The following is an 18569-nucleotide window of genomic DNA, read 5'->3' on the forward strand; positions in this document are numbered from 1 at the left end:
CGGGCGGTCGTGCCCGGCCCGGGGCTGGCCTGCCGGTGGGCCGGTGGGCCGACCCGACGGCAACCGTACCGGAGGCGTCGACCAGGGCCGGGAGCACCTTCGGAGCGGGCGCGGACGGACACGCCGGACGAGCCCGGCGCGTGTCGGTGCGCAACAGTAGGCTTCTGGCCGTGCTGGACACCCTCGACGCCGCCGCGGTCCGCCGCTGGTGTGCGAGCGGGCTGGCCGCGCTCAAGCGCCACCAGGGCGAGATCGACGAGCTCAACGTCTATCCGGTGCCCGACGGTGACACGGGCACCAACCTGGTGCTCACCCTCACCTCGGCCCAGCAGGCGCTCTCGATGGACCTGGACACCCTCCCCGACAGCGGCCCCACCGCCCACGGGCACGTCCTGCGGTTGATGGCCCAGGGGGCGCTGCTCGGCGCCCGGGGCAACTCGGGGGTCATCCTCTCGCAGATCCTGCGCGGCTTCGCCGACGCCGTCGTCGCCGTGCCGGCGGTGCGCGGGCGGGCCCTGGCCGTCGCGCTGCGGGCCGCGACCGTCGCCGCGTACACGGCCGTCAGCCGTCCCGTCGAGGGCACCCTGCTCACCGTCGTCGCCGCGGCCGCCACCGGAGCCGAGCAGGCGGGCAGCGACGACCTGCCCGCGGTGGCCCGCGGCGCGGCGCGAGCGGCGACCGAGGCCCTGGCCCGCACGCCCGAGCAACTGCCGGCCCTGGCCCGCGCGGGCGTCGTCGACGCGGGCGGCCGGGGGCTCTGCGTCCTCCTCGACGCCCTGGTCGAGGTGCTCACCGGGGAGAGCGCTGGCGCACTCGCGCCGCCGCCGCGCACCGCCCGCCCGGCGGCCACCGTCGCGCGGGAGACCGGCTCCGAGGAGTACGCCTACGAGGTGCAGTTCCTGCTCGACGCGCACCCCGACGCGGTGGCCGTGCTGCGCCGGACACTGGAGGCGCTTGGTGACTCGCTCGTCGTCGTCGGCGACGGGCGCGCACCGGGCGGCACCTGGAACGTGCACGTGCACGTCAACGACGTGGGCGCGGCGGTCGAGGCGGGGGTGACCGCCGGCCGCCCGTACCGGATCTCGGTGACCCGCTTCGCCGACCAGCCGGAGCCGTCCGTCGGCCCGACCGAGGACGGTCGGGCCGCCGTGGTGGTGGCCACCGGCAGCGGGATCGCCGAGCTGTTCGCCGCCGAGGGCGCGACCGTGGTGCCCGGCAATCCGTCCACAGGTGAGCTGCTGGACGCCGTGCGCAGCACCGGAGCGGCCCGGGTGGTGGTGCTGCCCAACGACCCCAACGCCGAGGCGGTCGCGAGCGCGGCGTCCCGCGAGGCGCATCGGCACGGCATCAAGGTGAGCGTGGTGCCGACCCGGTCGCCGGTGCAGGCCCTCGCGGCCCTCGCGGTCCGGGACGGCACCCGCCGCTTCGAGGACGACGTGATCGCGATGGCCGAGGCGGCCGGCGCCTGCCGCTACGCCGAGGTCTGCCACGCCACCCGGGAGGCGCTGACGGTCGCCGGCCCCTGCCGTCCCGGCGACGTCCTGGCGCTTGTCGAGGGGGAGGTGCACCTCATCGGCACCGACCTCACCGACACCTGCGCCGCCGTGGTCGACCGGATGCTCGGCGGCGGCGGGGAGTTGGTCACCCTGCTGGCCGGGGTGGACGCCCCCGCCGGGCTCACCGATGCCGTCCGCGCGCACGTCGCGCGGCGCTGGCCGTTCGTCGAGGTGCAGGCGTACCCGGGCGGTCAGCCGTTCTATCCGCTCCTGGTGGGGGTCGAATGAGCGAGCCGGCCACTGTCGACACGCCGTTGAAGAAGCTCGTCGGGGACAAGACGGCCAAGGCACTGGCCGCCCACCTCGACCTGCACACCGCGGGTGACCTGATCTACCACTTCCCGCGCCGCTACGACGAGCGCGGCGAGCACACCGACATCCGGTCGCTGGACGTCGGCGAGCAGGTCACCGTGCTGGCCCAGGTGCAGCGCACCGCCGTACGGCCGATGCGTCAACGCCGGGGCAACCTGCTGGAGGTGACAGTCGGCGACGGCTCCGGCGGCCTGCTGACGCTTACGTTCTTCGGCAACCAGGCGTGGCGTGAACGCGAGCTGCGGCCGGGTCGGTGGGGGCTGTTCGCCGGCAAGGTCACCGAGTTCCGCAGCAAGCGTCAGCTCAACGGCCCGGAGTACGTCCTGCTCGGCGAGGGCGGTGAGGGCGAGGCGGCGGTCAGCGACGAGATCGAGGAGTTCGCCGGCGCGCTGATCCCCGTGTACCCGGCGGCGGCGGCCGTCCCGACCTGGGTGATCGCCCGCTGCGTACGGGTCGTGCTGGACACGTTCACGCCGCCGGAGGATCCGCTGCCGGCAAGCGTGCGGGCCGACCGCAAACTCGTCGGCCTGGGCACCGCGCTGCGCGAGATCCACCGGCCGTCCAGCAAGGAGGAGCTCTACCGGGCCCGACACCGGCTCAAGTGGGACGAGGCGTTCGCCGTCCAGCTGACACTGGTGCAGCGCAAGCACCGGGCCGCCGACTGGCCGGCCCGCCCCCGCCCGCCGCGCGCCGGTGGGCTGCTGGACGCGTTCGACGCGCGACTGCCGTACGAGCTGACGGCCGGTCAGCAGGACGTCGGCCGGGAGATCGCCGCCGACCTGGCCGCTGCGCACCCGATGCACCGGTTGTTGCAGGGCGAGGTGGGCTCGGGCAAGACGGTGGTGGCGCTGCGGGCCATGCTCCAGGTGGTCGACGCGGGCGGCCAGGCCGCGCTGCTGGCACCCACCGAGGTGCTGGCCGCCCAGCACCACCGGGGCATGCTCGACCTGCTGGGGCCCCTCGGGCGGGCCGGTGAGCTGGATTCCGCCGAGTACGCCACCCGGGTCGAGCTGGTCACCGGCTCGCTGGGGGCAGCGGCCCGCCGGCGGGCGCTCGGCGAGGTGGCAAGCGGCAACGCCGGGATCGTGCTCGGCACCCACGCGCTGCTCTACGAGGGCGTCGACTTCGCCGATCTGGGTCTCGTGGTGGTCGACGAGCAGCACCGCTTCGGTGTGGAACAGCGCGACGCCCTGCGGGCCAAGGCCGACCAGCCGCCGCACACGCTGGTCATGACGGCCACCCCGATCCCGCGCACGGTGGCGATGACCGTCTACGGCGACTTGGAGGTGTCGACCCTCTCCCAACTGCCCCGGGGCCGGTCGCCGATCGCCTCGCACGTGGTGCCGGCCGCCGAGAAGCCCGCCTTCCTGGACCGGGCCTGGCGTCGGCTGCGCGAGGAGGTGGCCGCCGGCCACCAGGCGTACGTGGTGTGCCCGCGCATCGGTGAGGGGCCTGCGTCGGAGGACGAGCCGCCACCCGAGGACGACAACGGCCGCCGGCCGCCCCTCGCCGTGACCGAGGTGGCCCCGCTGCTGGCCGAGGGGCCGCTGCACGGTCTGCGGATCGGGGTCCTGCACGGTCGTCTGCCCGCCGACGAGAAGGACGCGGTGATGCGCTCCTTCGCGGCAGGTGACCTGGATGTGCTGGTGGCGACCACGGTCATCGAGGTCGGTGTGGACGTGCCGAACGCCACCGTGATGATCGTGTTGGACGCCGACCGGTTCGGTGTCTCCCAACTGCACCAGTTGCGCGGTCGGGTCGGCCGGGGCGCCGCCGCCGGGCTCTGCCTGCTGGTCAGCGAGGCCGCCGAGGGCTCGTCGGCGCGGGAACGGCTGGACGCGGTGGCCTCCACAGGCGACGGGTTCAAGCTCGCCGAGCTGGATCTGGAGCAGCGCCGCGAGGGCGACGTGCTGGGCGCCACCCAGTCCGGTCATCGCTCGCACCTGCGGTTGCTGTCCCTGAAACGCGACGCCGACCTGATCCGCGACGCTCGGGCCGAGGCGATCACCCTGATCGAGGAGGATCCGGAGTTGACCCGGAACCCGGCGCTTGCCGCGTCGGTCGCGGCCCTTGTCGACGAGGACCGGGCGGAGTACCTGGAGAAGGGCTGAAGCCCGCCGGGCCGACCTGGGCCGTTGATCCACTCCAGTTCCAGGAAACCGGGGTGTCCCTGCCAAGGGGACACCCCGGTTTCAGTGATCCCGAGTCGCGGTTAACGACCGAGGGCGCGTCGACCGGGTGGTCGACGCGCCCTCGGGCTTCAGCGCAGGTCAGGTCAGGCGGTGAAGGTCACCCGACGCCGACGGGCGATGACGAAGAGCACCGCGCCCGCGATCAGCAGGGCGACCGCGCCGGCGGCGATGCCGCCCGCCGCCGCGCCGGTGACCGGGAGGCCCGGCTCGTCGTCGTCGCCGCCACCGCCACCGCTACCGCCGCAGTTGCCCTCCGGCGTGTAGATGGCTTCCAGCTCCAGGTCCATGTCCGGCAGGGCGACGATCGCCGTCTTGTCCTTGCCGGCCTTGAAGGTCACCGTCTCCGAGGCGCCGGCCGCGACCGTACGGGTCTCGGTCTTGTCGCCGTAGGTGAAGGTGGTCTTCACCGGGAGGCCACCCTCGGGGTTGGTCACGGTGAGGGCGAACTCCTTGCAGTCGGCCTTGGTGGTGACGGCCGGCAGCGGGCAGTCCTCGGGGCGCTGCCACGAGTACGTGCCGTTCTCGATGACCTTGCCGTCGACCAGCACCTCGATCTTGCCGGCATCGGCGGCGGGCACCACGATGCTGCTGTCGGCCTTACCCGGCGCGACGGAGACCTTCTTGGTGAAGCCGTTCTCGCCCTTGACCTCGAACTCGACGGCGTACTTGCTGATCTTGCCGTCGTTGCTCAGCGAGACGGCGACCGAACCGTCGCACTTGGACGCGAAGGTCGAGGCCGGGGTGACGCAGCTCTTGCTGCCGCCGTTGTACCAGCCCTGCGGGCCCTTGGACCGGTTGCCCGGGGCGCCGGGGGAGCCGAGCTTCATGTTGTCGTAGCGCTTGCCACCGTCGACGATCTCGTCGATGACCTGGTCCTTGTCGCCCCAGATGAGGTCGACCTGCGTGTGGCAGTCCGGGATCTCGACGTTCAGCGTGATCTCGGTCTGCTTGGCGCTGACGAAGTCGCTGTCCGGCGTGCCGTAGACGTACTGCGGGGTGGCGAACTGCGGCCGGGGCGCGAAGTAGGACACCAGCGTGAAGTACTGCTTGCCGTCACCGCAGAGCGGCAGGTCACCGTCGAGCTTGACGGTGGCGGTGCCCTTCGGACCGTCGAAGGTGTGGCTGAACTTGGCCTTGTTGACGTCGACGCACGTCGGCGCCGGCGCGCAGGACCGGTCGGCACCAATGGTGATCGTCTTGTCCCTGGTGTTGTCGGCGGTCTTGACGCCGTCCACCAGCCACTCGGCGTACACCTTGAGGTTCGCCGTGGTGGTGTTGGCGGGCACTCGCTGCTCGGCCTTGACAGAGCTGCCCTGGTCGATGACGTAGCCCTGCAGCGGTACAGCCTTGGCCGTCTTGGTGAGCACGTTTACCGGGGTACCCGGGGTGGTGGTCACCGTCTGAAGCGTGGCGTCCTTGTTGGTCTCGCTGTTCTCCACCTTCCACGTGATCACGCGCTCGCCGGTGAGCCGGTCGCAGCCGACGGTGGCACTGATCTCGGTGTGGTGTGCGCTGGCTGGGGTGGCCACCGCGGCGACCCCGGTGAGGCCGACGAGGGCGGCTCCCAGGATTGCCAGCGGTCGCCGGAGCGACAGCTTGGGACGGATCACGGGGTACTCCTGGAGTGCTGAAGCGTCAGGGGTGTGGCACGGGAGCGACAGTGGACGGTCACTGCACGTCCGATCGGTGAGGCGCCCTCCCGAGCCGTGGGCCGGTGGGTTGGCCGCCGGCACCCGGCAGACCCTAGCGAGATCGCCGCGCGTGATACAGCGCTCAGGATTTGCTAAGACGGATGTTATGAACTTGAGATCATTGATATACGAGAAGTGATCACGTCGTCCTCGTGGCGGTACCGACCGTGTCGGATGGCTGGTCCAGGGGGTCGCGTAGCGTCGGGGCCATGAGCAGGAGGAGACGGTGACCCGGATCGTGGCCGGGACGCTCGGGGGCCGGCGGATCGCCGCGCCGCCCGGCGCCGGCACCCGACCCACCTCCGACCGGGTCCGGGAGGCGCTGTTCAGTGCCGTCGAGGCCGAGGTCGACCTGGACGGCGCGCGCTTCGCCGACCTGTACGCCGGTTCCGGCGCGGTCGGGCTGGAGGCGCTGTCCCGGGGCGCCCGGCACGTCCTGCTTGTCGAGTCCGATCCGCGGGCGGCGCGCGTGATCCGGGAGAACGTGGCGACCCTGCGGGCCGGTCCCGCCGTCCGCCTGGTCACCGCCAGGGTGGCGACGGTGCTGGCCTCCGGGCCCGACGGTGGGCCGTACGACGTGGTCTTCGCCGACCCGCCCTACGTCGTGCCGGACGCGGAGATCACCGCGCTGCTGACGACGCTCGTCGACGGGGGCTGGCTGGCGCCGGACGCGTTGGTGGTGGTGGAGCGGTCCCGCCGGACCAGGCAGTTCGAGTGGGTGGAGGGGATCACCCCCGAGCGCAGTCGCCGGTACGGCGAGACCACCCTTTGGTACGGTCGCCGATCATGAGACGTGCGGTGTGTCCCGGCTCGTTCGACCCGGTCACCAACGGACACCTCGACATCATCGGCCGCGCCAGCCGACTGTTCGACGAGGTGATCGTCGGCGTGCTGGTGAACCAGTCGAAGAGCGGCCTGTTCACCGTCGAGGAGCGCATCGACATGCTCCGCGAGGTGACCTCCTCGTACGGCAACGTACGGGTCGAGTCGTTCCGGGGGCTGCTTGTCGACTTCTGTCGCGCCCAGCAGGCGAGCGTGTTGATCAAAGGGCTGCGGGCGGTCAGTGACTTCGACTACGAGTTGCAGATGGCCCAGATGAACATCGGGCTGGCGGGTGTCGAGACGCTCTTCATGCCGACCAACCCGCTCTACTCGTTCCTCTCCTCAAGTCTCGTCAAGGACGTGGCCAAGTGGGGCGGCGACATCTCCGCCCACGTCCCGGACCCGGTCCGCGAAGCCCTCCAGGCCCGCCTGGGCCCCCGCCCCTGACCGTCGATCGCGCGCCCACCGCTCCCGGAGTGTCCCTTTGCGGGTAGTTTGGCGCGATCAGAAGTGCGCGATTGGCGGGGAGTGACTATGTCGCGACTCGCCGGGTTGGGGTGAGGGGGGCGTGGGTGGGGCGGGCACGACATGATTGGTCGAGCAGGAACCCGGCCGTGGCCCGCATCATGGAGGTCGGCCGACGAACGACAGGAGTGAGGTACCGGTGGACCCGCTCGACCGCATCGACGAACTGATCGCCATGGTGGAGCAGGCGCGCTCCGTCCCGATGTCACGCAACAACTGCATGGTCGACCGGGGTGAGGTGATCGCCGCCCTGGACGAGATGCGCGCCGACCTGCCCGCCGACCTGCGTCGGGCTGCCGCGCTCCTGGACGAGCGGGACAAGATCATGGACGCTGGTAAGCGCGAGGCGGACCGGATCATCAGCGAGGGTGAGGCAGAACACGCCCGCCTCGTGTCGGTGAACGAGATCACCGTGTCGGCCGAGCACGAGGGCGCCCGGATCATCGCCGAGGCCCGTGCCGAGGCGCAGCGCCTGCGCGAGGAGGTCGACGACTACGTCGACACCGCGTTGGCCAACTTCGAGCAGTTCCTCACCCGGGCTCTCGCCTCGATAGAGCGTGGCCGGGACAAGATGCACGCGCTGCGGGAGATCGGTACCTTCGGTGGGGATGAGGCGGAACGCCCGCTACCCTTCTGAGCGGCACCTCACCAGCCGACATTCTCACCGCAGGCGTCCCCCCGGTTCGACGGTCCGGCGGTCGCCCAGGTAACCTTTTTTGTCGGCCTCTCACCGGCCGGAGTCTGACTATGCCCAAGCACTCGCCATCGACACTCGACCCCAGGGCGCCGCTGGTCCTCGACACGAGGGACCTGCCGCGTCGCCCTGGCGCGTTGCGTGAGGTCCAGCGGGTCGTGCCGGCACCGGCGGACCTCGGTGTGGAGTTGATCGGTGTGCCGGAGGGCGCGGACCTCGACCTCGATCTGAGGTTGCAGTCGGTGTCCGAGGGCGTGCTCGTCTCCGGGACCATCACCGGTCCCATCCGGGGCGAGTGCGGGCGTTGCCTGCGCGAGATCAACGAATCGATGGCCGTGACGCTCCAGGAGCTGTACGCGTACGAGAACAGCACCACGGACGCCACGACCGACGAGGACGAGGTGGGCCGGATGCAGGGCGATCTGATCGACCTGGAGCCGGCGCTGCGGGACGCGTTGGTGCTCACGCTGCCGACCAACCCGCTCTGCCGGGAGGACTGCCCAGGACTGTGCCCCGAATGTGGGGCGCACTGGGACGATCTGCCGGCCGACCACAGTCACCAGCAGATCGACCCGCGTTGGGCGGGCCTGTCGCAACTGACCGTTACAGAGGAGTAAGAACCGTGGCCGTCCCGAAGCGCAAGATGTCGCGCAGCAACACCCGGTCCCGCCGGGCGAACTGGAAGGCGACAGTGGTCGCGACCGTCGCGTGCCCGCAGTGCAAGTCCCCGAAGCTGCCGCACGCCGCCTGCTCTGTCTGCGGCACCTACAACGGCCGCCAGGTTCTCGAGGTCTGACCTGGACGCCGAGTGACGCCCCCGACCCCAGGTCGGGCGGCGCGCGCACCCTGGCATTCGCCCGGTGCCCCGGCTCCCTCCGACACCGGCCGGCCCAACCCGGCCGGTGTTCCGATGGAGCCGGGCACCGCGCGGATCGCCGTTGACCTCCTCGGCGGGGACGACGCTCCCGCCGTCGTGGTTGACGGCGCTCTGCGGGCCGTGCGCGCCGATCCCGATCTGCACCTGCTGCTCGTCGGCCCGACCGAGGTCGCCGAGGCGCTCATCGCTGCCCTCGCCCCGGCCGAGCGTTCCCGGATCACGGTCCGCCCGGTCCGCTCCGCCGTCGGCATGGCCGACCACCCCAGCGCCGCCCGCGCGGAGAGCACCGTCCGGGCCGCCGTCACCGCCGTCCGCGACGGCACCGCCGACGCTCTCGTCTCGGCCGGCGCGACAGGCGCCACGGTCACCGCCGCCGTGCTCGGTCTCGGCCGCTGGCCGGAGATCCGCCAACCCGCCCTGGTCGCCACCCTGCCCGCGGTCGCCGGGCCTGTGGTGCTGCTCGACGTGGGCGGTTCCCTGGAGCCCCGCCCCGCCACGCTGGCCCGGCACGCCGTGCTCGGCGCCGCGTACGCCGCGGTGGCCCACTCGGTCGTCGCGCCGCGGGTAGGCCTGCTCTCGGTCGGCACCGAGGCCGGCAAGGGCGACCGGGTACGCCGCGCCACCGACCCCCTGCTCGCCGTCGAACCGCTGCCCTGCGGGGCACGCTACGTCGGCCTGGTCGAGGGGTACGACGTGGCCCTCGGCGCGCGCGCCGATGTGGTGGTCACCGACGGCTTCACCGGTAACGTGCTGCTCAAGGCGATCGAGGGCGCGTACGCGATGGCCGGCGGCCCGCCCGTCGGCGGCGGCGCGCCCCGGGCCGCCGCCCTGCTCGGCGTCGCCGGAACGGTAGTCGTCTGTCACGGCTCCGCTCGCGCCGACGACGTCGCCACCGGCATCGCTCTCGCCGCCCACCTGTGGCGGCGGCGCGCCACCGAACTGGTCTCCGCGTTGCTCGACGGCGACGCCGCGACGGACCGCACCGACCGCTCCACCGACACCGAGGTACGCACATGAGCAACGACAAGCGGCGGCGGGCGTCCGTCGGTCATCTGGAAGCCGCGTTCGGCGTCAGCCTGGAACCGGACCTGCTGCAACGCGCGCTGACCCACCGCTCGTACGCGTACGAGAACGGCGGTCTGCCCACGAACGAGCGGCTGGAGTTCCTCGGCGACTCGGTGCTCGGCGTCGTGATCACCACTGCGCTGTTCCGCAACCACCCGGACCTGCCCGAGGGACAGTTGGCGAAGTTGCGGGCGAGCGTTGTCAACATGCGGGCGCTCGCCGACGTGGCCCGTGGCCTGGGCCCGGACGGCCTCGGCGCGTACCTGCTGCTCGGCAAGGGTGAGGAGACCACCGGTGGCCGGGACAAGGCGAGCATCCTCGCCGACACCCTGGAGGCGCTGCTCGGCGCGATCTACCTGCAGTACGGGCTGGACACCGCCGGGATCGTGATCCATCGGCTCTTCGACCCGCTGATGGCCGAGTCGGCCGGCCGAGGTGCGGCCCTGGACTGGAAGACCAGCCTGCAGGAGTTGACCGCCGCGCTCGGTCTCGGCGTGCCCGAGTACCGGATCGAGGGCACCGGACCGGATCACCTCAAGACGTTCACGGCCTGGGTCGTGGTGGCCGGCAACCGGTACGGCGGCGCGGAGGGGCGCAGCAAGAAGGAGGCCGAGCAGCGGGCCGCCGAGGCGGCCTGGCGGATGCTCACGGACCAGCACGAGCAGAACAACCAGAAGGACCAGCAGGACGGGGACGACCCGAGCGAGTCGTTCGGGCCGCTGGAGAGCGCCGAGCAGGCGGCCCGGACCGAGGAGGCCGACCACCTGGCGCAGGTCATGCCGGCCGACGTCGCGGACCAGCAGGCCGCGCCCGAGCCGCCGACGTCGGCAAACGGCGGCGCCCCGACCGCCGATCGCGACGCCGGTGCCCGGACCGGTGCGGCCCGCGATGCCGAGGCTCCGACCGGTGGTCGCGAGACGGGTGTACGCCGTGCCTGAACTGCCCGAGGTGGAGACCGTCCGGCAGGGGCTGGCCCAGTGGGTCACCGGCCGACGGATCGCCTCGGTCGAGGTCCGGCACCCACGCGCCGTCCGGCGGCACATCCCGGGTGACGCGCACTTCGCCGACGTGCTCGTCGGCCGCACGGTGCTGGACGCCCGCCGTCGCGGGAAGTACCTGTGGCTGCCGCTCGACAGCGGTGACGCCATCGTCGGGCACCTCGGGATGTCCGGCCAGATGCTGCTCCAGCCGCCTGGCGCTCCCGACGAGACCCACCTGCGGGTCCGGTTCCGGTTCGCCGACGACGGGCCCGAGCTGCGCTTCGTCGACCAGCGCACGTTCGGCGGGCTCGCGGTCAGCGAGGGCGGCGCGGACCTGCCCGCGGAGATCGCGCACATCGCACGCGACCCGATGGACCCGGAGTTCTCCGACGCGGCGTTCGTCGCCGCGCTGCGTCGGCGGCGAACCGAGGTGAAACGGGCCCTGCTCGACCAGACCCTGATCTCCGGCGTGGGCAACATCTACGCCGACGAGGCGCTCTGGCGCGCCGGACTGCACGGCGCCCGCCCCACCGACGCGCTGACCGGGCCGGCCGCGCAGCGTCTGCTCGGTCACGTCCGCGACGTGCTCGGCGAGGCAATCACACAGGGCGGCACCAGCTTCGACGCCCTCTACGTCAACGTCAACGGCGAGAGCGGTTACTTCGACCGGGCTCTGAACGCCTACGGCCGCGAGGGCGAGCCGTGCCGGCGGTGCGGAGCGCCGATCCGCCGCGAGTCGTTCATGAACCGCTCCTCGTACAGCTGCCCGCGCTGCCAGCCCCGGCCTCGGGGTGCCCTTCGGGGATGACCCGGAGTCGACTCCGGGTCGGTGCCGGCGGGTCGCGGCCGAACCCTCCGGGCCACACCCCGGCGTACGCCCGAATCGCCGGTTGATGCCCGTCCGGCGGACCCGCCGCCCTGCGCGGACCGACTCCGGGGTGGACGGGGGCCGTTCCCCGATGTGACCGCCTCGTCACGCCCCTAACGTCAGCAGCGTTGACAGGGGGTCGACGTGACAGGGGGACACGAGATGGGCAACAGACCGGTGACGGTGCGGATGGCACGGTGGAGCGCCGAGCATCCGTGGCGGGCGATCGCGATGTGGGTCGTGTTCGTGGCGGTGTGCTTCGTCGGTGGCAACGCCGCCGGCCTCAGCGAGGCCACAAGCGGGGACCAGGCGATCGGCGAGGCCGGACGTGCCAGCATCATCGTGGACGACGGGGCTTTCGACGACCCGGCGGTGGAGAACGTCCTGATCACGCCACGTGGTGGCGCCCTGGACCCGGCGGCGGCGAAGGCGGCCGCCGACGACGCGGCGGCCCGACTGCGTACGGTCACCGGGGTTGCCGAGATCGGCCCGCCGGTCACCGCGCGGGACGGGTCGGCGCTGCTGCTGCCGATCACCATGTCCGGCGACCCGGAGACCGCGTCGGACCGGGTGCAGCCGCTGCGCGACGCCACCGCCACCGTGCAGGACGCGCACCCGCAGCTCCGCGTCGAGCAGGTCGGCGGGGCGTCGATCGGCCAGGCGCTCGACGACACCCTGGGCAAGGACTTCGAGCGCGCCGAGCTGCTGAGCCTGCCCGTCACCCTGGCCATCCTGATCATCGCGTTCGGCGCGTTGATCGCGGCCAGCGTGCCGGTGCTGCTCGCGCTCTCCTCGGTCGCCGCCGCGATGGGCCTGTCCACACTCGCCTCGCACCTGGTGCCGGCCACCGACACGACCGCACCGGTGATCCTGCTGATCGGCATGGCGGTGGGGGTCGACTACTCGCTGTTCTACATCCGCCGGGAGCGCGAGGAGCGGGCCAAGGGCCGCTCCGGCCTGGACGCGGTGGAGATCGCCGCGGAGACCTCCGGGCACGCCGTGGTGGTCTCCGGCTTCGCCGTGATCATCGCGATGGCCGGGCTGTTCCTCGCCGGCGACGTGGTGTTCTCGTCCCTGGCCGTCGGCTCGATCCTGGTGGTCGCCGTCGCGGTGACCGGCTCGCTGACCGTGCTGCCGGCCCTGCTGGCCAGGCTGGGCCGCTGGGTCGACAGGCCCCGCGTGCCGCTGCTCTGGCGGCTGACCGCGCCGCGCACCGGTCGGCACGGCGAGCCGCGTACGCCCCGGCTCTGGCCGGCGCTGCTCCGGCCGGCGCTGCGCGCCCCGGTCGTCACGCTCGTCATCTCGGTCGGGTTGCTGCTCGCGCTGGCCGCGCCGGCGCTCGGCATGAAGCTGAAGTTCCCCGGCATGGAGGACCTGCCGCGCACCACGCCCGCCATGCAGGCGTACGACAGGCTCACCGCGGCCTTCCCGAGCACCGGCACCAACCACGTGGTGGCCGTCCGGGCACCTGCCGAGCAGGCCGACCGGGTCAACGCGGCGCTCACCGACCTGGCCGGCCGCGCAGGCGGCGACCCGCTGTTCGCCCCCATCGAGGCGGACGGCCCGAAGATCAAGGTGTCGGCCGACCGGCGGGTGTCGGTGCTGGACGTCGCCACCCCGTACGCCAGCCGGGACGACAGGTCGGTGCAGTCGCTGGAGAAGTTGCGGGCCGACCTGGTCCCGGCCGAGCTGCGGGGGATCCCCGGGATCGAGTACGCGGTCGGCGGGAGCGTGGCCGACAGCGAGGACTACGCGTCGCACGTGCGCGACAAGCTGCCGCTGGTGATGGGCTTCGTGCTGGTGCTCACGTTCCTGGTCATGACCCTCACGTTCCGCTCGGTGGTGGTGGCGGCCAGCTCGATCGCGCTGAACCTGCTCTCCGCCGGCGCCGCGTACGGGCTGCTGGTGTTGGTCTTCCAGGGGGAGTGGGCCGAGGGGCTGCTCGGCTTCACGTCGATGGGAGCGATCGTCTCCTGGCTGCCGCTGTTCCTGTTCGTGGTGCTCTTCGGCCTCTCGATGGACTACCACGTCTTCGTGGTGAGCCGGATCCGCGAGGGGGTCCGGGCCGGCATGTCCAACCGTGACGCGGTGTCGTACGGCATCACCTCGTCGGCCGGGGTGGTGACAAGCGCGGCGATCGTCATGGTCGGGGTGTTCTCGATCTTCGCTACGCTGAGCACCATCGACATGAAGCAGCTCGGCATCGGCCTGGCGGCGGCGATCCTGCTGGACGCCACGATCATCCGGGGAGTGGTCCTGCCGGCCCTGATGACCATGCTCGGTGACGCCAACTGGTGGGCCCCGCGGTTCCTGCGGCGACGCCCGGCGCCCGCCCCCACCGAGCCGCCGGCCCCCGCGCCGGAGCTGGTGCCGGTGTCCTGAGCCACCCCGCTGAGGCCGGGCCGCGACCGCGGCCCGGCCTCAGCCGGCGCATCGGAACCGCAGGATTAACCAGGCTGAGGGCGGGGCATCTGGCCCGGCATGGACGAACAGCGCACCCCGGCGGCCCTCCCGCGGGCCGACGCGCCGGGGGATACCGAACCCCGCCGGAGTACGCCATGAGCAACGTGCAGACCGGCACCGTACGCACAAACGTTCCCGCCCGGCTCGACCGCCTTCCGTGGTCCCGCTGGCACTGGATGATCGTCATCGGTCTGGGCACGGTGTGGATCCTCGACGGCCTCGAGGTGACAATCGTCGGCAACCTGTCCGGCAAGCTCGCCGAGCCCGGTAGCGGTCTGGACATCACCCAGAGCCAGGTCACCGGGCTCGCTGCCGCCCTCTACGTGGCCGGCGCCTGCACCGGCGCGCTCTTCTTCGGCTGGCTCACGGACCGGTTCGGTCGCAAGAAGCTGTTCCTGCTGACCCTGGGGCTGTACCTGGTCGCCACCGCGCTGACCGCGCTCTCCTTCGACACCTGGTGGTTCTTCCTGTTCCGGTTCCTGACCGGCATGGGCATCGGCGGCGAGTACGCGGCGATCAACTCGGCGATCGACGAGCTGATTCCGGCCCGGCACCGCGGCCGCATCGACATCATCATCAACGGGACCTTCTGGCTGGGCGCCGCGATGGGGGCCCTGCTGACGGTGCCGCTGCTCAACGGCCTGCCGACCAATCTCGGCTGGCGGGTGGCCTTCGGCCTGGGCGCCATCCTCGGCGTGGTGATCCTGCTGGTCCGCCGACACGTCCCGGAGAGTCCACGCTGGCTGTTCATCCACGGCCGGGCAGACGAGGCGAACGAACTGGTCGACTCCGTGGAGGCCGAGGTCCACCGGGAGACCGGCCGGGAACTCACCGAGGCGGACGACTACATCACCATCCGGCAGCGTCGCAGCACGAACTTCGTGTCGATCGCGAGGACGCTCTTCGCCCGCTACCCGAAGCGCGCGATCCTGGGCTTCTCGCTGTTCATCGGGCAGGCGTTCCTCTACAACGCGATCACGTTCGGGTTCGCCCAGATCCTGGAGACGTTCTTCGACGTGCAGCCGGGCAACAGCGGCTACTACTTCGCCGTGATCGCGGTGGGCAACCTGGCCGGTCCGCTGCTGCTGGGTCGGCTCTTCGACACGGTGGGCCGGGTTCCGATGATCGCCGGCACGTACGTGCTCTCCGGCCTGCTGCTGCTGGGCACCGCGTGGCTGTTCCACAACGGCTCGCTCAGCGCCACCACGATGACCGCCTGCTGGTGGATCGTGCTCTTCTTCGCCTCCGCCGGCGCGAGCGCGGCGTACCTGACGGTGAGCGAGATCTTCCCGATGGAGACCCGCGCCATGGCCATCGCGTTCTTCTACGCGATCGGCACGGCCGCCGGTGGCATCACCGGCCCGCTGCTCTTCTCGAAGCTGGTCGGTACCGGCAAGGTCGACGACACGGTGCTGGCCTTCGTGATCGGCGCCATCGTGATGATCATTGGTGGGCTCGTCGAGATGGCGCTCGGCGTCCGTGCCGAGGGACAGTCGCTGGAGAACCTGGCCACCCCGCTCAGCGCGGAACAGGCCGAGGTGCCGTCCCCCCGCACGGCGGACGAGCGCAGCCCGTCCACCACCGGCTGACCCCACCACCGGTTGACCCCGCCGTCGGTGCCCCCGTTCGCGACCTCGGACGGGGGCACCGACGCGTCGCCCTCCACCGCGCACTCGACGCGATCGCAGGTCACGGCAACGCGCAGGGTTCCCGCCAGGCGTCGAGCGCCCGCTCCTTGCGGATCGACGCGAAGCCGTAGCCGACGGTGGTGACGCAGAAGTCGTCGGTCGACCCGGTGTACTCGACGTGGAAGACCGGCTTGCCCGCGTCCACGAACGGCAGGAGCTTTGCGCACTGGTCCAGCCGGACGCAATCCTCGTTCACCACGAAGTCGAAGTCCGGTGCCAGCGCCGCGAGCTGCGGCACGTCGTTGACCAACCCGGGGGAGAGATCCAGTGAGCGCGCCAACTGGGCCAGCCGGCGGTTGAACAGCAACTGGTCGTCGAAGCCGAGGGGGAAGCCGCTGCGGTGGGCGTAGCCGTCGGCGTCGGCCAGCGCCACCGCGCCGAAGCCCTTGCCCCGGCACAGCCGGAACCGGTCGGCCAGCACCGGCTCCAACGCGTCCCACAGCCGCACGTCCAGCCACCGGCTGCCGGGCTGTGGGCCGGCCGCGCCCCGCACGGCGGCGGGCACCCGGCTGGCGTCCGGGTCGGTCGCGCGCAGCGAGCCGACGGGCACCTGGCAGATCAGCCGCCGGTCACGGGCGCGCAGGTCGGCCGTCTGCGCGGCGGTGGTGGTCACCGGGTCGAGCAGGAAGACGTCGGCGTCCACAGTCGGGTCGAGCGGGCCGTCGAGCTGCCACTGCCACCGCCAGTGGCGAGCCTGCGTGGCAGGCCACGGGGTGGGCGCGCCCGGCGGGGTCAGCTCGCGCCGGCACCCGTACGCCGGCACCACCAGGACGAGCGCGACGCCGGCCGACGCGATCCGGCGCAGCGGGCGTACGGCGGCACGTCGCCGCGGCCGGATCCGCATCGGCAGCTCCCGGGTCCCGGGCGGCCCGTCGCCACCCTCACCAGTACGCCGCCCCCACGTCCGGCCCGGCGTACCTCACCGGGTCCAACGAGCGCGCGAGCGCGGGAGACGCGCCCTCAGCGTGGCGCCGCGAAGACCTGCGTCCAGTACGGCCCGTTGCTGTTGGCGATGCCGACGCCGATCTCGGTGAACGCGCAGTTCAGGATGTTTGCGCGGTGCCCGGAGCTGTTCATCCAGGCGTCCATCACGGCGGCGGGCGTCTTCTGGTTCCACGCCACGTTCTCGCCGTAGGTGCGCCAGGCGTAGCCGACGCGGTCCAGCCGGACGCCGGTGTCGCTGCCGTCGCTGCCGGTGTGCGTCATGTTCTGGTGGTCGGCCTGGTCCTGGCTGTGCCGCTGGGCGGCGGTCATCAGCTTGTCGTCGACGCTCAGCGCCTTGCAGCCGGCCTTGGCCCGCTCGGCGTTGACCAGGTCCACCACCTGTTGGGCCTGGGTTCCGACGGTGCCACCGGTGCTCCCGGAGCCACCTGTGGTGCTCGGGGCCTTGCTGCGCTCGGCGGTGCGTCGGGACGTGGCGGTGGTGCGCGAGGCGGCCGGGGTGGGCTTGACCACCCTGCTCGGCGACGGGCTCGGCCGTGCCGGGCTGGCCGAGCTGGTCGGGGAGGGTGCGACAAGGGTGTCGCCCGCCGGTTGGCCGGTCGGGTCCGCGGGCGCGGCGGCGACGGTGTCGTCGACGGCGGTGCGTTCGTCGGCCGGGCCGTCGCCGCGGGGCATCGCGAGCGCGCCGACGCCGACGCTCACCACGAGGGTGGCCGCCGCGGCGGCGCCGCCGATCATCAGCGGGCGACGCCAGCGCCGGGGCGAGCGATGCCGCCCCTCGCCGGGCCGACCGGCACCGCTCCGGCCGCCGGTGGCCTGCGCGTCGCCGGTGGCCTGCGCGTCGGCCTGGGTACGCCAGCCGCCGGTCTGCACGTCGGCCCCGGTGCGCCAGCCGCCGGTCTGCGCGTCGGCCCCGGTACGCCAGCCGCCGGTGGTCTGCGCGTCGGCCTCGTTGCGCCATCCGTCGTCTACTTCGGCGGGCCGGGGGTCGGCGCGCCAGCCGCCGGTCGCCTCGTCACCGCGTTCGTGGCCCGGCCAGCCGGTGCCGGGCGCCTCTACCGGTGCGGCCGGGGGCGCGGGCTGCCAGCGGGCGGTGGGCTCCGCGCGGTGCCACTCGTCGCCGGGCTGGTCGGGGTCGTCCCCGAAGAGGTAGGCCGAGCGGGGCTCCGGGCGGTCGCGCAGCCAGTCCGGCTCGTCGGTCGGCCGCTCGGCGCGCCGGGGGGCGCCGTTCGGGTCCATCGGGTCGGTCCTGCCGTACACGCCTTTGCCTCCACGGGGTCGGTTGCGGGCCGGGGTGACGCTACGACTCGGCCGCGACCTGCGGCAACGTGGCTAAGGAAGAGTTAAGAGCAAGTCGGACGTCAAGGCGCTGACTTCCCCGAATCCGGGCGTACAGTAAAGGTGTCCGGACAGAGCGTGTCCGTGCCTTGCGGCAGCCCCCCCGACAAGTGGACAGGTCGACGTAGAGATGATCTACGGCCTGCGAGAACTTGACGAAGGAGGGGTTTGCGGCTCAATATATAGGTGTCGCCAGTCGCGCCCGGTCATGCCCAGATACAGCTGGAATGACAGCCGCGTACAAAATTGGGCGCGCGTTTGGCCGGCCTTTCCGGCAGCGCATATCAAGGAGTCAGCATGGCGAAGGCCCTCTACGGCCACGTAGGTGCAGCGCCCGACCGGCGTCTGCTCGACGAGGTCACCCGACTGCGTGCCAGGGTTCAGGCACTGGAGTTCGAGATCACGCGTCTGCGTGCCGACAATGATCGGCTCGCGGCGGCTGCGGCGGAAGCGGACGATCTGCTCCGTCTCGCCGAGCCGGCGCTGACCTGATCTTCGGGTCGGAAAACTGAATCGCAGCACCACCGCAAAAATGCGCGCCGACACCTCTGTGCCG

At 72.2% G+C, this 18569-nt stretch carries 15 protein-coding genes and 1 pseudogene; 13 read left to right on the forward strand and 3 right to left on the reverse strand.

Going from position 1 to position 18569, the window contains the following annotated elements; genetic code table 11:
* Positions 1 to 170: 170 nt before the first annotated feature.
* Both ACLQ26_RS10220 and recG read left to right on the forward strand, forming a co-directional pair.
* On the forward strand, positions 171 to 1784 hold the full coding sequence (locus ACLQ26_RS10220) for a DAK2 domain-containing protein (RefSeq protein ID WP_425744197.1): 1614 nt from the start codon (positions 171 to 173) through the stop codon (positions 1782 to 1784).
* Positions 1781 to 3979 (forward strand): ATP-dependent DNA helicase RecG, encoded by a 2199-nt coding sequence (gene recG, locus ACLQ26_RS10225; protein WP_425744198.1) that lies wholly within the window; start codon positions 1781 to 1783, stop codon positions 3977 to 3979. Before ACLQ26_RS10220 ends, recG begins: the two co-directional genes overlap by 4 nt.
* Positions 3980 to 4143: 164 nt before the next feature.
* Here the strand turns inward: recG and ACLQ26_RS10230 are convergent, their stop codons facing one another.
* Positions 4144 to 5670: a cell wall anchor protein gene (locus ACLQ26_RS10230; RefSeq protein ID WP_425744199.1), complete on the reverse strand. Its 1527-nt coding sequence runs from the start codon at positions 5668 to 5670 to the stop codon at positions 4144 to 4146.
* Between the two features lie 307 nt (positions 5671 to 5977).
* Between ACLQ26_RS10230 and rsmD the strand changes: the two genes are divergently transcribed.
* The 10 genes and pseudogenes from rsmD (at position 5978) to ACLQ26_RS10280 (ending at position 15634) form a co-directional block, all read left to right on the forward strand.
* Positions 5978 to 6541 carry a 16S rRNA (guanine(966)-N(2))-methyltransferase RsmD gene (rsmD, locus tag ACLQ26_RS10235; RefSeq protein WP_425744200.1) on the forward strand — a complete coding sequence of 188 codons (564 nt, stop codon included), beginning with the start codon at positions 5978 to 5980 and terminating at the stop codon, positions 6539 to 6541.
* Complete coding sequence (gene coaD / locus ACLQ26_RS10240) at positions 6538 to 7020, forward strand: pantetheine-phosphate adenylyltransferase (protein ID WP_110562457.1); 483 nt, start codon at positions 6538 to 6540, stop codon at positions 7018 to 7020. The genes rsmD and coaD overlap by 4 nt, the downstream gene beginning before the upstream one ends.
* Before the next feature lie 217 nt (positions 7021 to 7237).
* Positions 7238 to 7735, forward strand: a complete 498-nt coding sequence (locus ACLQ26_RS10245) for a hypothetical protein (RefSeq protein WP_363679396.1) — start codon at positions 7238 to 7240, stop codon at positions 7733 to 7735.
* Positions 7736 to 7845: 110 nt separating this feature from the next.
* Positions 7846 to 8409: a YceD family protein gene (locus ACLQ26_RS10250; RefSeq protein WP_363679398.1), complete on the forward strand. Its 564-nt coding sequence runs from the start codon at positions 7846 to 7848 to the stop codon at positions 8407 to 8409.
* Between the two features lie 5 nt (positions 8410 to 8414).
* Positions 8415 to 8588 (forward strand): 50S ribosomal protein L32, encoded by a 174-nt coding sequence (rpmF, locus tag ACLQ26_RS10255; protein WP_030335284.1) that lies wholly within the window; start codon positions 8415 to 8417, stop codon positions 8586 to 8588.
* A gap of 114 nt (positions 8589 to 8702) precedes the next feature.
* The gene (locus tag ACLQ26_RS10260) at positions 8703 to 9686 is read left to right on the forward strand and encodes a phosphate acyltransferase PlsX (RefSeq protein ID WP_425744201.1); all 984 of its coding nucleotides are present in this window, start codon (positions 8703 to 8705) and stop codon (positions 9684 to 9686) included.
* Positions 9683 to 10399: pseudogene (gene rnc / locus ACLQ26_RS10265) on the forward strand (ribonuclease III); the annotation flags it as partial. The gene ACLQ26_RS10260 and the pseudogene rnc, both read left to right, overlap by 4 nt.
* A 265-nt stretch (positions 10400 to 10664) precedes the next feature.
* A complete protein-coding gene (mutM, locus tag ACLQ26_RS10270; protein ID WP_425744202.1) occupies positions 10665 to 11522 on the forward strand; it encodes a bifunctional DNA-formamidopyrimidine glycosylase/DNA-(apurinic or apyrimidinic site) lyase in 858 nt (285 codons plus the stop codon).
* A 222-nt stretch (positions 11523 to 11744) separates the two neighbouring features.
* A complete protein-coding gene (locus ACLQ26_RS10275; protein ID WP_425744203.1) occupies positions 11745 to 13964 on the forward strand; it encodes an MMPL family transporter in 2220 nt (739 codons plus the stop codon).
* Between the two features lie 176 nt (positions 13965 to 14140).
* A complete protein-coding gene (locus tag ACLQ26_RS10280) occupies positions 14141 to 15634 on the forward strand; it encodes an MFS transporter (RefSeq protein ID WP_425744204.1) in 1494 nt (497 codons plus the stop codon).
* Between the two features lie 100 nt (positions 15635 to 15734).
* On the opposite strand, the gene ACLQ26_RS10285 is transcribed toward ACLQ26_RS10280, so the two are convergent.
* Complete coding sequence (locus tag ACLQ26_RS10285) at positions 15735 to 16577, reverse strand: endo alpha-1,4 polygalactosaminidase (protein ID WP_425744205.1); 843 nt, start codon at positions 16575 to 16577, stop codon at positions 15735 to 15737.
* 116 nt (positions 16578 to 16693) lie between these two features.
* Positions 16694 to 17935 carry a CAP domain-containing protein gene (locus ACLQ26_RS10290; protein ID WP_425744206.1) on the reverse strand — a complete coding sequence of 414 codons (1242 nt, stop codon included), beginning with the start codon at positions 17933 to 17935 and terminating at the stop codon, positions 16694 to 16696.
* A gap of 375 nt (positions 17936 to 18310) precedes the next feature.
* On the opposite strand from ACLQ26_RS10290, the gene ACLQ26_RS10295 reads away from it, so the two are divergent.
* Entirely contained in the window at positions 18311 to 18505 is a 195-nt protein-coding gene (locus ACLQ26_RS10295; protein WP_007456482.1) for a hypothetical protein, read from the forward strand.
* The last annotated feature ends 64 nt before the right edge of the window (positions 18506 to 18569 follow it).

It is taken from the genome of Micromonospora sp. DT43 (assembly GCF_049841645.1).
GTDB lineage: Bacteria > Actinomycetota > Actinomycetes > Mycobacteriales > Micromonosporaceae > Micromonospora.

Coding starts and splice junctions, on each gene's coding strand:
- recG (WP_425744198.1), top strand. CDS start 1,781: ATGAGCGAGCCGGCCACTGTCGACACGCCGTTGAAGAAGCTCGTCGGG.
- coaD (WP_110562457.1), top strand. CDS start 6,538: ATGAGACGTGCGGTGTGTCCCGGCTCGTTCGACCCGGTCACCAACGGA.
- ACLQ26_RS10250 (WP_363679398.1), top strand. CDS start 7,846: ATGCCCAAGCACTCGCCATCGACACTCGACCCCAGGGCGCCGCTGGTC.
- ACLQ26_RS10260 (WP_425744201.1), top strand. CDS start 8,703: ATGGAGCCGGGCACCGCGCGGATCGCCGTTGACCTCCTCGGCGGGGAC.
- ACLQ26_RS10275 (WP_425744203.1), top strand. CDS start 11,745: ATGGGCAACAGACCGGTGACGGTGCGGATGGCACGGTGGAGCGCCGAG.
- ACLQ26_RS10280 (WP_425744204.1), top strand. CDS start 14,141: ATGAGCAACGTGCAGACCGGCACCGTACGCACAAACGTTCCCGCCCGG.
- ACLQ26_RS10285 (WP_425744205.1), bottom strand. CDS start 16,577: ATGCGGATCCGGCCGCGGCGACGTGCCGCCGTACGCCCGCTGCGCCGG.
- ACLQ26_RS10295 (WP_007456482.1), top strand. CDS start 18,311: ATGGCGAAGGCCCTCTACGGCCACGTAGGTGCAGCGCCCGACCGGCGT.